The organism is Thalassomonas actiniarum, assembly GCF_000948975.2.
Lineage (GTDB): Bacteria > Pseudomonadota > Gammaproteobacteria > Enterobacterales > Alteromonadaceae > Thalassomonas > Thalassomonas actiniarum.
Genome location: NZ_CP059735.1, coordinates 3,389,650 through 3,404,352 on the forward strand (window position 1 = coordinate 3,389,650; position 14,703 = coordinate 3,404,352).

The 14,703-nt window shown below is 45.7% G+C and carries 14 protein-coding genes; 6 read left to right on the forward strand and 8 right to left on the reverse strand.

Translation table 11 applies throughout. The annotated features are described in order from the left end of the window. Positions 1-13: 13 nt before the first annotated feature. From crcB to lrp, 5 genes are read right to left on the reverse strand one after another with little or no spacing between them, the layout of a single operon-like run. Entirely contained in the window at positions 14-409 is a 396-nt protein-coding gene (gene crcB / locus SG35_RS14855) for a fluoride efflux transporter CrcB (RefSeq protein WP_044834595.1), read from the reverse strand. After that, positions 390-1,757 (reverse strand): replication-associated recombination protein A, encoded by a 1,368-nt coding sequence (locus SG35_RS14860; RefSeq protein ID WP_044834596.1) that lies wholly within the window; start codon positions 1,755-1,757, stop codon positions 390-392. The genes crcB and SG35_RS14860 overlap by 20 nt, the downstream gene beginning before the upstream one ends. Further along, positions 1,744-2,475, reverse strand: coding sequence for an outer membrane lipoprotein periplasmic chaperone LolA (gene lolA, locus SG35_RS14865; protein WP_053043264.1), 732 nt, complete (start codon positions 2,473-2,475; stop codon positions 1,744-1,746). Before lolA ends, SG35_RS14860 begins: the two co-directional genes overlap by 14 nt. Then, positions 2,462-5,050: a DNA translocase FtsK gene (locus tag SG35_RS14870; protein ID WP_044834597.1), complete on the reverse strand. Its 2,589-nt coding sequence runs from the start codon at positions 5,048-5,050 to the stop codon at positions 2,462-2,464. The genes lolA and SG35_RS14870 overlap by 14 nt, the downstream gene beginning before the upstream one ends. Positions 5,051-5,108: 58 nt before the next feature. After that, complete coding sequence (gene lrp / locus SG35_RS14875; protein WP_044834598.1) at positions 5,109-5,591, reverse strand: leucine-responsive transcriptional regulator Lrp; 483 nt, start codon at positions 5,589-5,591, stop codon at positions 5,109-5,111. Between the two features lie 191 nt (positions 5,592-5,782). On the opposite strand from lrp, the gene ald reads away from it, so the two are divergent. From ald to infA, 5 genes are all read left to right on the forward strand, one after another. Next, on the forward strand, positions 5,783-6,901 hold the full coding sequence (gene ald, locus SG35_RS14880; protein ID WP_044834599.1) for an alanine dehydrogenase: 1,119 nt from the start codon (positions 5,783-5,785) through the stop codon (positions 6,899-6,901). 172 nt (positions 6,902-7,073) lie between these two features. After that, entirely contained in the window at positions 7,074-8,042 is a 969-nt protein-coding gene (trxB, locus tag SG35_RS14885) for a thioredoxin-disulfide reductase (protein ID WP_044834600.1), read from the forward strand. 12 nt (positions 8,043-8,054) lie between these two features. Next, positions 8,055-8,750, forward strand: coding sequence for a leucyl/phenylalanyl-tRNA--protein transferase (gene aat, locus SG35_RS14890; protein WP_044834601.1), 696 nt, complete (start codon positions 8,055-8,057; stop codon positions 8,748-8,750). A 2-nt stretch (positions 8,751-8,752) separates the two neighbouring features. Continuing rightward, a complete protein-coding gene (locus SG35_RS14895) occupies positions 8,753-9,457 on the forward strand; it encodes an arginyltransferase (protein ID WP_044834602.1) in 705 nt (234 codons plus the stop codon). 85 nt (positions 9,458-9,542) lie between these two features. Then, positions 9,543-9,761 (forward strand): translation initiation factor IF-1, encoded by a 219-nt coding sequence (gene infA, locus SG35_RS14900; protein ID WP_011043571.1) that lies wholly within the window; start codon positions 9,543-9,545, stop codon positions 9,759-9,761. A gap of 156 nt (positions 9,762-9,917) precedes the next feature. On the opposite strand, the gene clpA is transcribed toward infA, so the two are convergent. Together clpA and clpS are read right to left on the reverse strand one after the other, a co-directional pair. Continuing rightward, positions 9,918-12,173: an ATP-dependent Clp protease ATP-binding subunit ClpA gene (gene clpA, locus SG35_RS14905; protein ID WP_044834603.1), complete on the reverse strand. Its 2,256-nt coding sequence runs from the start codon at positions 12,171-12,173 to the stop codon at positions 9,918-9,920. Between the two features lie 29 nt (positions 12,174-12,202). Then, a complete protein-coding gene (gene clpS / locus SG35_RS14910) occupies positions 12,203-12,529 on the reverse strand; it encodes an ATP-dependent Clp protease adapter ClpS (RefSeq protein ID WP_044834604.1) in 327 nt (108 codons plus the stop codon). A gap of 211 nt (positions 12,530-12,740) precedes the next feature. Between clpS and cspD the strand changes: the two genes are divergently transcribed. Continuing rightward, on the forward strand, positions 12,741-12,962 hold the full coding sequence (gene cspD / locus SG35_RS14915; RefSeq protein WP_044834605.1) for a cold shock domain-containing protein CspD: 222 nt from the start codon (positions 12,741-12,743) through the stop codon (positions 12,960-12,962). A 200-nt stretch (positions 12,963-13,162) separates the two neighbouring features. On the opposite strand, the gene icd is transcribed toward cspD, so the two are convergent. Next, positions 13,163-14,413, reverse strand: coding sequence for an NADP-dependent isocitrate dehydrogenase (gene icd, locus SG35_RS14920; RefSeq protein WP_044834606.1), 1,251 nt, complete (start codon positions 14,411-14,413; stop codon positions 13,163-13,165). Between the last annotated feature and the right edge of the window lie 290 nt (positions 14,414-14,703).

The window sequence follows — 14,703 nt, forward strand, 5'->3', positions numbered from 1 at the left end:
GATATATCACGTTTTAATTGTTAGTAACGATAAACATCCCCAAGGCGGCCGCTAAAATGCATAACACGACATTGAGTAAAATGTTTACCATGGCTTTTAATAATTCCCCCTGCTGAATTAATAGCAAGGAGTCGAGAGAAAATGTTGAAAAGGTGGTGAACGCCCCTAAAAAGCCTATGCCGATCAGGGTTCTGTAAACAGAAACTTCTAAAATACCTTGTTCAATTAGCCCGTATAAAAATCCCATAATAAAGGAGCCGGAAATATTAACCATCAAAGTGGCAAAAGGGAATCCTTTTCCGAGCCAATTTAACACTAATTGTGAAATAAAAAAACGTAAACTGGCCCCGCAGGCACCGCCGAGAGCAACAAAAAGGTATAAAGTGGTACTATTTATAGCGTTGGTCATGGCTTTGCCTGTTGAGGGAGTCCAAATATTGGCGCTTTTCTTTGAGCTTGATTTCCAGCCCGCGATCGCTCGGCTGATATAAACGGGTATCGGCAATCACTTCTGGAAAATAGTTTTCACCGGCGGCAAAGGCCTGCGCCTCATCATGGGCATAACGGTATTCGGCGCCGTGCCCCAGCTCTTTGGTAATGCTGCTGGTGGCATTTTTCAAATGGGCCGGCACATCCAGGTCCGCCGTTTGTTTTGCCAGTACCTTGGCCTGGTTAAAGGCTATATAGACGGCATTGCTTTTTGGCGCCAGAGCCAAATAAACACAGGCCTGGGCAATGGCGCGCTCCCCTTCTGCCGGTCCTACCCTATGGTAGGTATCCCAGGCATTAAGGGCCAGCTGTATTGCTCTTGGGTCGGCATTGCCGATATCTTCACTGGCGATAGCCAATAACCGCCGGGCGACATACAGGGCATCGCCGCCGCCGGTAATAATACGGGCGTACCAGTACAGGGCGGCATCGGGATCTGAGCCGCGCACCGATTTATGAAAGGCGCTGATCATGTCATAAAAAGCATCGCCGCCTTTATCGTATAAGGCGATTTTACTGCCCGCCACCTGGGCGATAAGCTCGGCGGTGATCACCTTGACCTTGTTTTCATTGTCCGGCCCGGGTGCCGGTACGGCAATTTCAATACAGTTTTCCAGCAGGTTCAACAGCCGCCTGGCATCACCATCGCTGCGTTTTAACAGGCTTTGTCTGGCATCATCATCCAAGTTGACTTGCACCTTCTCCTGCTCCAGGGATAAGGCCCGGTTAAGCACCAATTCGAGATCTTCACTGGCAAGCCGGGTTAAGGTATAGACGCGGGCCCGGGATAATACCGCCTGGTTTAATTCAAAGGCGGGATTTTCCGTGGTGGCGCCGATAAAAATGATGGTGCCGTCTTCGATATGGGGTAAAAACGCATCCTGCTGGCTTTTATTGAACCTGTGCACTTCATCGACAAACAATACCGTGCGCCGCTGCTGATGAATGGCTCTTTGTTTGGCGTTATCTATCGCCTGGCGAATTTCTTTAATACCAGAGGTGACCGCCGATACCCGTTCAATATCGGCATTGGCATGGCCGGCAATGATCTCCGCCAAAGTGGTTTTGCCCGTACCCGGCGGTCCCCAGAAAATCAATGAATGACAGTTACCCTGCTCTATCGCCAGACGCAGCGGCATACCCGGCGCCAAAATATGCTGCTGGCCAACATAATGCTCGAGGGTTTGCGGACGTAACCTGGCGGCTAAAGGCTTAAACTCGTCATTTTCTTCAAATCCCAGATCTAAAGTACCGTTAGCGCTGGTCATCTAAATAGGCACCCGGGGGTAAAGTAAATTTGAACAGTTCCATTTTCGGTTGTGAACTAAAATCACTGCCCGACAAGGCAAAACGACTGAGCTGGCCGCTGGCATCTAAGATAACAAAACCGGCAAGTTTATCCTGCTCAAAACTCAGCTCCAGTGTTTTTACCTGGCTGTTGCTCTCCAGGGCATGGACAATGAAAGTGGTCTCGTTGATTTTACTGATACGGTAATTTTGCCACATGGATTCATCCTGACTGGTTAACAGTAAAATCGGGGTATTGGCGATGGCACTTTCCAAAGCATAAGCGGTGGCCTGCTCGACAAAGGGATCATAAAACCACAGGGTTTCGCCGTCAGAAACAATCAGTGACTCATCCGGTTCAGTGGTTTGCCAATGCACTAAATTTGGCTTGCTGACCACTAAAGTGCCGGCGCCGTTTTGCAGTGGATTTCCCTCGGCATCAACCACCTGCTGGGAGAAATTTGCACTGAAATGTTTAATATTATTGAGCTTGGCTAACAGCGCTTTTTTTGCCTGCTCATCGCTCTCCTTTGCCTTGGCAACTTCCATGGCTTTAGCGGCTGTTTCATACGCTTTAGATACCGGCTTATTGCCAAGCTCTTCATGACCATTAACATGGGCCAATGCCGACGTTGCTGGCAGCAACAGACCTAATGCCAATGTAATACTTTTTACTAAGATTTTTTTATTCAATTTCATCAACCGTATTCTTAACTGGTGGTGGCGCCAGCACTTCCCTGGCACCGTTATGGCCGGGTGTAGAGACAACCCCCTGCATTTCCATTTCTTCAACAATGCGCGCTGCCCGGTTATAACCGATACGGAATTTACGCTGGACACTGGAGATTGACACTCTGCGGGTCTCGGTAACAAAAGCCAGGGCTTCATCGTACAGGGCATCTAATTCTGACTCTTCCCCCTCACTTTGCTCCCCCGGCAGCAAGACTTCCTGCTCGCTATCGCCGGAGAGGATTTCATCAAGATAATTTGGCTCACCACGCGACTGCCAGTCTTTCACCACGGCATGAACTTCATGATCGTCAACAAAAGCGCCGTGGACCCGGGTAGGCACACCTGATCCCGGCGGCAGATACAACATATCCCCCTGTCCCAGCAATTGCTCGGCACCCTGCTGATCTAAAATTGTTCTAGAGTCGATACGCGAAGATACCTGGAACGCCATACGGGTAGGAATATTGGCTTTAATCAAACCGGTAATAACATCAACCGAAGGACGCTGGGTTGCCAACACAAGATGAATACCCGCTGCCCGCGCTTTTTGTGCGATACGGGCAATCAGTTCTTCAACTTTTTTACCTACTATCATCATCATATCGGCAAATTCATCGACGATGACCACAATGCTGGGCAGTTTTTCCAGTTTCGGCGGCATGGTTTCCATGCTGTCCCCCGGCTTCCATAACGGATCAACCAAAGGCTCGCCGTCTTCGATAGCCTTTAAGACCTTCTGGTTATAACCTTTAAGGTTACGTACCCCGACCGCCGACATCAGCTTATAGCGGCGCTCCATTTCCCCGACACACCAGCGCAGCGCATTGGCCGCTTCTTTCATATCGGTAACCACTTCCGCCAGCAGGTGAGGAATACCTTCATAAACCGATAATTCCAGCATTTTCGGGTCGATCATGATCAAGCGGACATCTTCCGGGGTCGACTTATACAGCAGGCTGACGATCATGGTATTGACCCCCACCGACTTACCCGAGCCTGTGGTACCGGCAACCAGCAAGTGCGGCATTTTGCCTAAATCAACGACGATAGGGTCGCCGGCAATATCTTTACCCAGCACCATAGTCAACGGCGAAGTTGAGTTGGCAAAGGCATCGCAGGAAATCACTTCGCTTAATCGGACGATTTCCCTGAACTTGTTCGGTAATTCCAGACCGATCACCGACTTACCGGGGATCACTTCTACCACTCGAACACTGATAGCCGAGAGCGCCCGTGCTAAATCTTTGGACAGGTTGGAGATTTTGCTGACTTTTACCCCCGGGGCCAAATCCAGCTCAAAACGTGTGATCACCGGACCGGGGAAAACCGAAACAACCTGTACCTGGATGCCAAAGTCCAGTAATTTTGCTTCTACCAAACGGCTGACCTGATCCAACTCTTCCTGGTTGATAGGGTTTTCGGCTTTATCCGGACGATCAAGCAGTTCAATCGACGGCATGCCTTCATATTTGTTTATCGGCGGAGCATTTTTCGCTTCCGCGGCTTGGGCCAGCACTTCAGATACCGGCGGGAACTGCGACGGCTGTTCATCGACCAGGGCCGGCGGTAAATCTATAGATTCAACCGGTTCAAATGCCGCAGCAATTTCTTCATCATCCACATGCTCCTGAACATTCATTTCTAACGGACCGTTCATCAACTCGTCGATATTGACATAAGGCTCTTGTCCCTGATCTTCTCCATCATAGGTAAAAGGCACATCATCCAGTTCAATCGGAATGTTCACCTGGGGCAAAGGTTCATTTAGCTCATCAAAACCAGGAGCAGCCTCAGGTGCCTCTTCCACAACAAAATTGCTTTCTTCTTTGCTGTTCTCACTCTTGTCCTCAGGTAGCTCTAACTGTTCGCTGAGCAAAGCAGTATCACTCTTTTTACTGACCTTCTCGGGAGAGGAAGAAAATTGCTCTTTAAGTTTTGCCGGTAATTCAACTAAATACAGTGCGCCGGCAATGGTATACTGGCCGATATAATCAACCGCCTTAAGCCAGGAAAAACCGGTTAGCAACACAAAACCGGCACAGGCAAACATTAAAAAAATCAACGTGCTGCCAATAAAAGAAAAATAAGGCAGAAAGTTGTTACTCAATACATCCCCTAAGATGCCACCGGCAGAAAAGTAAAAAACATCATCAAAATTCATGCTGGCAAGGGAGGTAATACCGATATAAAGCATGAAGAAACCAATACACTTTAATCCCAGGGTCAAATAGTCTAGCTGCATCAGGCGGTGAAACTTTTGGAACAACAGCCAGCCGGTAATGGCGATCACTATAGGTAAGGTAAAGGCTATCCAGCCAAAAAGATTGAGTAACAGATCAGACAAATAAGCGCCAACCGCACCGCCAAGGTTTCGTACCGGGGTTTGATAACCGGTTTGCGCCCAGCCGGGATCGGCCGGGTCAAAGCTCACTAAGGCCAACATGGTAAACATGGCAAAGACACATGAGAATAATAAACCGGCTTCGAGTAACCGCTGGACACCGCTTAATTTAGGAGATTGTGAAGACAATATTGCAACCATTGGAAAATTTTCATTATTTTGACCTAAAATACCAAATTATTAGCCCTGTGAAAACGTTTTAACGTTTAATTGCGATCAGATTCGATGATTTCACCTCTTCCATCACCACATAGGTTCTGCTTTCACTGACCGCAGGCAACCTTAATAGGGTATCGCCGAGCAATTCCCGATACGCCAGCATATCTTTCACCCGGGTTTTTAACAAAAAGTCAAAGTTACCGGAAACCAGGTGGCACTCCTGGATAACATCAAGTTCGTCTACAGCTTTAGAAAAGTCATCAAAGACATCCGGACTGGTTTTGGTTAAGGTAATTTCGACGATAACCAATAAAGCCGCATCCAGTTTATGGGGGTTGAGGGTCGCCCGGTAGCCGGTAATATAATTTTCATTTTCAAGGCGTTTGACCCTTTCCAGACAAGGAGTCGGACTCAGCCCTACCCTTCTGGAGAGTTCTATATTGGACAAGCGCCCATCTCTTTGCAGTTCAAACAAAATATTGCGGTCGATACGGTCAAGTTTTTTCCCTTTACTGTCACTCATTATACATTCATCTACCAATAAGCTCTTTTACAGGATTATATTCTAAGAAATTAATAATTACGACATGTTACTCTGCCAAAAGCGTTTTATACTAGAGATATATACAACAAGCTATAAAACTTAGTGATTAAACTAAGTGATAGAAGCTGACTTATAAAACCAATTAGATAACAAACAGAGAGTATTCAAATATGATCATTGGTGTACCAAAAGAAATTAAAAATCACGAATATCGCGTAGGTATGGTTCCGGCGAGTGTCCGTGAACTGATTAATCACGGTCACGAAGTCATTGTTGAGACAAATGCAGGTATCGGTATCGGCTTTACCGATCAGGACTATGTTGATGCCGGTGCCAGCATCATCAACCAGGCCAGCGACGTTTTTGCCCAGGCAGAAATGATCGTTAAGGTAAAAGAACCACAAGCGGTAGAACGCGCCATGCTAAGGGAAGGTCAGATATTATTCACTTATTTGCACCTGGCCCCTGACCTGCCGCAAACAGAAGATTTGATCAAAAGCAAAGCCATCTGTATCGCCTATGAAACCGTAACCGACGATTTCGGCGGCCTGCCATTATTGGCCCCTATGTCTGAAGTTGCCGGTCGTATGTCTATCCAGGCAGGCGCCCAGGCACTGGAAAAATCAAATGCCGGCCGCGGCATGTTACTTGGCGGTGTTCCGGGTGTAGAACCGGCCAAAGTTGTTATTATCGGCGGCGGTATGGTTGGCAATAATGCCGCACAAATGGCGGTTGGCATGGGTGCCGATGTTGTCGTATTAGACCGTAACACTAACGTGCTGCGTAAATTAGACGCCCAGTTCGGCAATAAAGTAAAAGCGATTTACTCTACCGCCGATGCCCTGGAGAAACATGTACTGGATGCCGACTTAGTGATCGGTGGCGTGCTTATTCCTGGTGCAGCTGCACCTAAATTAGTCACCAAAGAGCATATCAAGAACATGAAGCCGGGCGCGGCAATTGTCGATGTTGCCATCGACCAGGGTGGCTGTATCGAGACTTCAAAAGCGACAACCCATGCCGAGCCTACCTATATTGTTGACGACGTGGTTCACTATTGTGTTGCCAATATGCCGGGCGCCGTACCTCGTACGTCTACTTTTGCATTAAATAACGCAACCTTGCCTTATATCCTGCAAATCGCCAATAAAGGTCATGTGCAGGCATTACTGGATAACAAGCACCTGTTAAACGGTCTTAACGTTATCGACGGTCAAGTTACCTGTCAAAGCGTTGCCGAGAATTTAGGCTTTGAATATGTTGACCCGGCAGTTGCTCTGATCAACTAAACCCTTTGAAAAGACTCCCAAAAGCTCATATTTTAACCATGAGTGTAAAATAAAAAGTGCGCTTTGGAAAAAGCGCACTTTTTTTTTAATTAAAATTTATTTTACCCCCTTGAGTTATTTCCTTAGAATCCCAATCAATTGAGTTTGATAAATTATATTTTTTGGAGTAATCATGAGCGAAGCAAGACATTGCCCTTTATTGATTTTGGGCTCTGGCCCTGCAGGTTATACCGCAGCAGTCTATGCCGCACGGGCAAATTTAAACCCGGTAATGATCACCGGTATGCAACAAGGCGGACAATTAACCACGACCACGGAAGTGGAAAACTGGCCCGGCGATGCTGATGATTTAACCGGCCCGGTACTGATGGAACGCATGCAAAAACATGCCGAAAAGTTTGATACCGAGATCATTTTTGATCATATCAACGAAGTTGACGTTAAAGAGCGCCCGTTTAAATTAAAAGGCGATTCCGGCGAATATACCTGTGATGCACTCATTATTGCCACCGGCGCTTCAGCCCAGTACTTAGGCCTGCCATCTGAAGAAGCCTTCATGGGCCGCGGTGTTTCCGCCTGTGCTACCTGTGACGGCTTTTTCTACCGCAATCAAAAAGTCGCCGTTGTCGGTGGTGGTAATACCGCTGTCGAAGAAGCGCTTTACCTGGCCAACATAGCTTCAGAAGTCCATTTAATTCACCGTCGCGATACCTTCCGCTCAGAAAAAATCCTGACCAAGCGCCTGATGGATAAAGTAGAAAACGGTAATATCGTACTTCACTTAGACCGCACTTTAGATGAGGTATTAGGTGATAACATGGGCGTCACCGGTGTCCGCTTAAAAGATGCTAAATCTGACGCTACCGAAGAGTTTGACGTCACCGGTGTCTTTATCGCTATCGGCCATAAGCCTAATACCGATATCTTCAAAGATCAGTTAGACATGAAAGACGGCTACCTGACCATAGAAAGCGGTACAAACGGTAATGCTACCCAAACCAGTGTTGAGGGTATTTTCGCTGCCGGCGATGTTGCCGACCATATCTATCGCCAGGCCATCACCTCTGCCGGTGCCGGTTGTATGGCTGCGCTTGATGCCGAGCGTTATTTAGATGCGAAAAACACCACCGCGAATAAGTAAGTTCAGCGCCAGATGATCCCTCAGCTCCATCCGGAAATTCTGGCGTTTCCCCCGCTCAGCCAGGCGTTAACAGATCCCAACGGCTTACTTGCCTTTGGCGGTGATTTATCGCTAAAGCGCCTGGTCAATGCCTATACTCACGGGATTTTCCCCTGGTTTAATGAAGGCGATCCTATTATGTGGTGGTCACCGGACCCCCGCGCCATCATTCCGGTCGATGATATCAAGATCAACCGGACCTTAAGAAAAGTCATCAACCGGCAAACCTTTACCGTGACCTTAAACCGGGACTTTACCCGGGTGCTCAAACTTTGTGCCCACGCCCCGTTTAGAAAAGAAGGTACCTGGATCACTCCCCAGATGAAGGCTGCTTATATAGCTCTTCATCAGCAAGGTTATGCCCATTCGATAGAAGTGTGGCAGGAGAATGAACTGGTCGGTGGCCTCTACGGTGTTGCCATCAATGGTTTTTTCTCAGGGGAGTCCATGTTTTACAAACGCAGCAATGCCTCAAAAGTCGCCCTGTTATCACTGGCGAAATTATTGAAAGAAATTAATATCACCTTTATCGATTGCCAAATCCTCAACCCTTTTTTGCAGGAAATGGGCGCCGTTGAAATTTCCCGCCAAGCCTTTGTTGAATTAAAAGAAACTGCTATAAATAAGGTAATTGCTCACGATTTTTGGCAGCAGCGCACCTTGAAGTAACTATGAGTAGCTCAGATTTCAAACTCGGTATTACCAAAACTTTTCCCTGCAATTATTTACCCGAAGAGCAAGAAAGGTTATTAATCGCCGTTGACGACAGATTCCAGAATAACGACAGTTATACTTGGCTAATGACCCAGGGCTTTCGGCGCAGCGGTAACCAGATTTACCGCCCCCACTGCCCCAGTTGCAATGCCTGCCAGTCAATTCGGGTACTGGTGGATTCTTTTTCGCCATCCCGGAGCCAGAAGCGATTACTCAAGCGAAACAGTCATTTTGTATTGAACAAGTCGACCGAACTAAAGGATGACTACTACCCTTTATATGAAAGGTATATTAATACCGTACATGCCGATGGCGCCATGTACCCCGCCAGCTACCAGCAATTTAAAAATTTCCTTTCCTGCAAGATATCAGAGCAGCTGTTCATAGAAACCTGGGATAAAGAAGAACTCATCAGTGTTGCGGTAACCGATAAACTGGAAAATGGCTTATCGGCTGTCTATACCTTTTACCATCCTGACTATAGAAAATCAGCCTTAGGCATACTTTCTATCCTGAATCAGATCAGGATTTGCGCAGAAATCAACCTGCCCTATTTGTATTTAGGCTACCAAATAGATAAGTGCCAAAAAATGAATTATAAGGACAGATACTTTCCATATGAAAAATTAACGGAAAATAACTGGTTAATCGTAAATAAATAGCCGGTATACCTTTACATTGGCCGTGCAATTGGGCATCATCTGCGCAGCTTTTTATTTATGCACAACATTAGAGGTTTAGCGCCCAATGGCGAAAGAAGAAAATATTGAAATGCAAGGTACCGTGTTAGATACATTACCTAACACTATGTTCCGCGTTGAATTAGAAAACGGCCACGTAGTAACTGCACATATTTCCGGTAAAATGCGCAAAAATTATATTCGTATTTTAACTGGTGACAAAGTTACCGTTGAATTAACGCCATATGATTTATCAAAAGGCCGCATTATTTTCCGTGCTAGATAAAACCTGACGGGTTAAAGATTTAAAAGTAAAAGCCCTGCTAGACAGGGCTTTTTATTGTGCAATTTTTATTGCTTATAACGTCAGTTCACAACTTTCCAATATTCAGAAAAACAAAGCCGGGAAAAATACCCGGCTTTACTAAAATACCCTTAGAGCTTAATGCTCAACTAACTCTCTTTTCTGTTCAAAGCTAAAGACCAGTTTATCTTTCTTGACTCCGGCCCTGGCGACTCCCCCTTGAGTTAGTTCGCCAAAGAGTAACTCATTAGCAAGTGGTTTTTTCACATGCTCCTGAATAACCCTGGCCATTGGCCGCGCCCCCATGTTTTTGTCATATCCGTGTTTCGCCAACCAATTCTTCGCTTCTTTGGTTAATTCCAAGGAAACGCCTTTTTCATCCAATTGCGCCTGCAGCTCGACAATAAATTTATCGATAACCTGCTGAATAATGGCTGTGGTGAGATGATTAAACCAGACAATGTTATCCAGGCGGTTTCTAAACTCAGGGGAAAAGACACTGTTGATTTCCTTCATGGCATCAACACTATGGTCCTGCTGTTTAAAGCCTATGGATTGACGAGTGGTTTCGGCAACACCGGCATTGGTAGTCAAGACTAAAATGACATTCCTGAAATCCGCCTTACGGCCGTTATTATCTGTTAAGGTACCGTGATCCATCACCTGCAGCAAGATGTTATAAACATCTTCATGGGCTTTCTCGATTTCATCCAGCAAAACCACGGCATGAGGATGCTTGATCACTGCATCGGTCAGCAAACCGCCCTGCTCATAACCCACATAACCGGGAGGCGCCCCGATCAAACGGCTGACGGCATGTTTTTCCATGTACTCGGACATATCAAAACGTAATAATTCAACGCCTAAGATTTTCGCCAGTTGTTGGGTGATTTCGGTTTTACCTACCCCGGTAGGTCCGGCAAACAAGAATGAGCCAACAGGTTTTAATTCACTGCCTAAACCGGCACGAGAGAGGCGGATCACTGATGTTAGTTCATCAATAGCGCTGTCCTGACCAAAGACCACAAGTTTTAAATTTCGGTCCAGGTTTTTCAGGCTATCTTTTTCCGTCAGGGAGACTGATTTTTCCGGTATGCGGGCCATTTTTGCCACTATGGTTTCGATATCGGTATTATTGATCACTTTTTTGCGCTTTGACGGTGCAATCAACTGCTGCTTTGCACCAGCTTCATCAATAACATCTATCGCTTTATCCGGCAGGAAACGTTCATTAATGTATTTGGCCGACAGCGAAGCCGCTGCTTTAAGGGCTTTATTGGTGTAGCGTATGCCGTGGTGGGATTCATATTTATCTTTTAAGCCCACTAAAATTTTGGTGGTATCATCGATACTTGGCTCGGCAATATCAATTTTTTGAAAACGTCTGGCCAGGGCGCGATCTTTCTCAAAAATACTTTGATATTCCTGATAGGTGGTCGAGCCAAGGCAACGCAGTTTACCACCGGATAATAGAGGTTTGATCAAGTTGGAGGCGTCCATCATACCACCGGATGCCGCACCGGCGCCTATAATGGTATGGATTTCATCAATGAACAATATGGCACTTTTGTCATTTTCCAACTCTTTAAGCAGGGCTTTGAAACGTTTTTCAAAATCTCCGCGATATTTAGTTCCTGCCAACAAGGCCCCCATATCCAGAGAATAAATAGTGGCATCTGTTAAAAAATCCGGCACTTTTTCAGACACGATCAAGTTAGCCAGACCTTCGGCAATTGCCGTTTTACCGACACCTGCTTCGCCGACAAACAGCGGGTTATTTTTACGGCGGCGACTCAGTACCTGTAAGGTACGTTCTAATTCATCATCACGGCCAATAAGCGGGTCTATATTGCCCTTTGTCGCTTCTTCATTAAGGTTAACTGCAAAGTTCTCTATGACGCGCGGTTCTTCTTCTACCTGACGCTCCTGCTCTTCGGTATTGTGGCTATCGGCCTGGTCAACTTTTGCGATGCCGTGGGAAATATAATTGACGATGTCCAACCGGCTGATATCGGACTTTTTCAGGATATAGGCGGCCTGGGATTCCTGCTCGCTAAAAATGGCCACCAGCACATTTGAGCCATTAACTTCACTTTTACCTGAAGACTGGACATGAAACACCGCTCTTTGTAATACCCGCTGAAAACCTAATGTCGGCTGGGTTTCTCGCTCTTCTTCATCGCTGGGGATCATCGGAGTTGTCTCGCCGATAAAATCGAGCAGGCTTTTCCGTAACTTAATCATATCCGCTCCGCAAGCCCTTAATGCTTCGGTTGCCGAGGGGTTATCCAATAAGGCAAGCAACAAGTGCTCTACTGTCATAAATTCATGGCGGGATTCTTTGGCCTGACGAAAAGCTAAATTTAGCGATATTTCTAAATCTTTATTCAGCATATGTTACTCCATATCAAAATCTTGCGAGTCTATACTTTTTCCATCGAACACTGTAACGGGTGCTGATGTTCGAAAGCATAACGAATAACTTGTTCAACTTTGGTTTCTGCTACCTCTGCAGTATATATGCCACATCGAGCTTTACCTTTATAGTGAATTGTTAACATGGTCTCAGTTGCTGTATCTGAATCCATATTAAAAAATCTACGCAAAATTTCAACTACGAAGTCCATCGGCGTGTAATCATCATTTAACAAGACAACAGTGTACATGGGCGGTTTTTCGAGCTTTTCTCTCTCCTTAACCACCTCTTCCATGACTTCTTGGTTTTGGGTTAGTTCTTTCCTACTACTCATAAGATTATATTAGTCTCTACGAATTAATTTTGCTGCAAAGTTTTTTAAAAAGTCAGCACAAAAAAACAAATAAATTTCAAAAACAACTTGACTATTACATCAATTTATCTACGATTCAATAAGTGACTGATTATTAGTCACCGCGCTCATTGTGCAAATGCTTTTAGGGAAGCATACCTAATTACTGAAGGATTTAGAAGGAAGTTGATGTATGGCTCACGGTACAGTTAAATGGTTTAATAATGCGAAAGGTTTTGGCTTTATTCGTCCAGATAATGGCGGAGAAGACATTTTTGCTCACTACTCAACAATTCAAATGGATGGATACCGCACGTTGAAAGCTGGACAAGATGTTAATTACGAGCTGAATGAAGGACCGAAAGGACACCACGCAGCTAGCATTAAACCGCAAGACCCTGAAGAAAGCGAATAAGCCGACTTCAGATATAGTTATCTTATGTAGTATCAAAAGGTAATCTATAAAAAACACAGCATTTATGCTGTGTTTTTTTATGCCTGGTATTCACGGCATCGCTTCATGTACCCCTGCTCCGCCACCCCCATGATTATATCCTGGTATAAAAAAGCCAGGGAAAGTCCCTGGCCTGATTTATTGCTTAGCATAAATAATAATTACATATGCTCAATAATACAGTCGCCAAATTCCGAACAGGTCACTAAGGTGGCATCATCCATCAGGCGCTCAAAATCATAGGTAACGGTTTTAGCCGCTATGGCCCCGGACATGCCCTTAAGTAATAAGTCTGCCGCTTCATACCAGCCCATATGGCGCAGCATCATTTCAGCAGATAAAATCACCGAGCCCGGGTTGACCTTGTTTTGCCCGGCATATTTAGGCGCCGTGCCGTGGGTTGCCTCAAAAATGGCCACTTCATCGTTTAAGTTCGCTCCGGGCGCAATCCCTATACCGCCAACTTGTGCCGCCAGCGCATCCGATAAATAATCACCGTTAAGGTTTAAGGTGGCAATCACGCTGTATTCCGCCGGGCGCAACAGAATTTGCTGCAACATGGCGTCGGCAATCACATCCTTGATGATGATCTCTTTGCCTGTGTTGGGGTTTATCAGGCTACACCAGGGGCCGCCATCGAGTAATTCGGCGCCGAATTCTTCTCTGGCCAGCTGATAACCCCAATCCTTAAATGCCCCTTCGGTAAACTTCATAATGTTACCTTTGTGTACTAAGGTGACCGAATCACGGTTATTGTCTATGGCGTATTGAATGGCTTGGCGCACCAGGCGCTGGGTACCCTCTTTAGAAACAGGTTTTACCCCGATGCCGCAATCATCGGTGAAGCGAATTTTTGTCACCCCCATTTCTTCGGTTAAGAAATCAATAACTTTTTGCGCTTCTTCACTGCCGCCCTTGTATTCAATACCGGCATAAATATCTTCTGAATTTTCACGGAAGATCACCATATCCACTTCACCCGGGTGTTTCACCGGACTCGGTACCCCGGTAAACCATTGCACCGGCCGCTGGCAAACGTACAGATCCAAAATTTGCCTTAAGGCCACATTTAATGAGCGCATACCGCCGCCGACAGGCGTTGTTAACGGCCCTTTGATACCTACCTTATATTCACGGAACATATCCAGGGTTTCGTCCGGCAGCCAGGTTTCAGAGTCATACATTTGCGTTGCCTTCTCCCCGGCATAAACTTCCATCCAGTGAATGTTTCTCGACGAGCCATAAGATTTTTCCACCGCGGCATTAACCACCTTGATCATTGGCGGCGTAACATCAACCCCGATGCCATCTCCTTCAATAAAGGGGATGATAGGATTAGCCGGTACTATTAATTTTCCATTATCAAAAGTGATTTTTTCGCCTGAGCTGGGTATTACGATGTTACTAGACATATAGGACTCTCCAGTCATAAAGGGATAATTCCAGAACTAAATCAAACAAGATACAGGCCTAGGGCCGATTGAATGAATTCAGGGTAAGTATTTAATAAACCTTAGTTATTATTACTTGTTTTGCAACCTGTAAAGTGTCTTATGCTAAATTAAAGCAAAAGGAGTAATTACACTAATCATTTTTTAGTGATAATAAATATAAACAGTATGAATAATAGGTAAAAGGTGAAGTGTAAATTAATTTGACAGGTAAGATGGCTGATAAACTTAGCTAAATAGGAATTTCATCG

Coding starts and splice junctions, on each gene's coding strand:
- crcB (WP_044834595.1), bottom strand. CDS start 409: ATGACCAACGCTATAAATAGTACCACTTTATACCTTTTTGTTGCTCTC.
- SG35_RS14860 (WP_044834596.1), bottom strand. CDS start 1,757: ATGACCAGCGCTAACGGTACTTTAGATCTGGGATTTGAAGAAAATGAC.
- lolA (WP_053043264.1), bottom strand. CDS start 2,475: ATGAAATTGAATAAAAAAATCTTAGTAAAAAGTATTACATTGGCATTA.
- SG35_RS14870 (WP_044834597.1), bottom strand. CDS start 5,050: ATGGTTGCAATATTGTCTTCACAATCTCCTAAATTAAGCGGTGTCCAG.
- lrp (WP_044834598.1), bottom strand. CDS start 5,591: ATGAGTGACAGTAAAGGGAAAAAACTTGACCGTATCGACCGCAATATT.
- ald (WP_044834599.1), top strand. CDS start 5,783: ATGATCATTGGTGTACCAAAAGAAATTAAAAATCACGAATATCGCGTA.
- trxB (WP_044834600.1), top strand. CDS start 7,074: ATGAGCGAAGCAAGACATTGCCCTTTATTGATTTTGGGCTCTGGCCCT.
- aat (WP_044834601.1), top strand. CDS start 8,055: ATGATCCCTCAGCTCCATCCGGAAATTCTGGCGTTTCCCCCGCTCAGC.
- SG35_RS14895 (WP_044834602.1), top strand. CDS start 8,753: ATGAGTAGCTCAGATTTCAAACTCGGTATTACCAAAACTTTTCCCTGC.
- infA (WP_011043571.1), top strand. CDS start 9,543: ATGGCGAAAGAAGAAAATATTGAAATGCAAGGTACCGTGTTAGATACA.
- clpA (WP_044834603.1), bottom strand. CDS start 12,173: ATGCTGAATAAAGATTTAGAAATATCGCTAAATTTAGCTTTTCGTCAG.
- clpS (WP_044834604.1), bottom strand. CDS start 12,529: ATGAGTAGTAGGAAAGAACTAACCCAAAACCAAGAAGTCATGGAAGAG.
- cspD (WP_044834605.1), top strand. CDS start 12,741: ATGGCTCACGGTACAGTTAAATGGTTTAATAATGCGAAAGGTTTTGGC.
- icd (WP_044834606.1), bottom strand. CDS start 14,413: ATGTCTAGTAACATCGTAATACCCAGCTCAGGCGAAAAAATCACTTTT.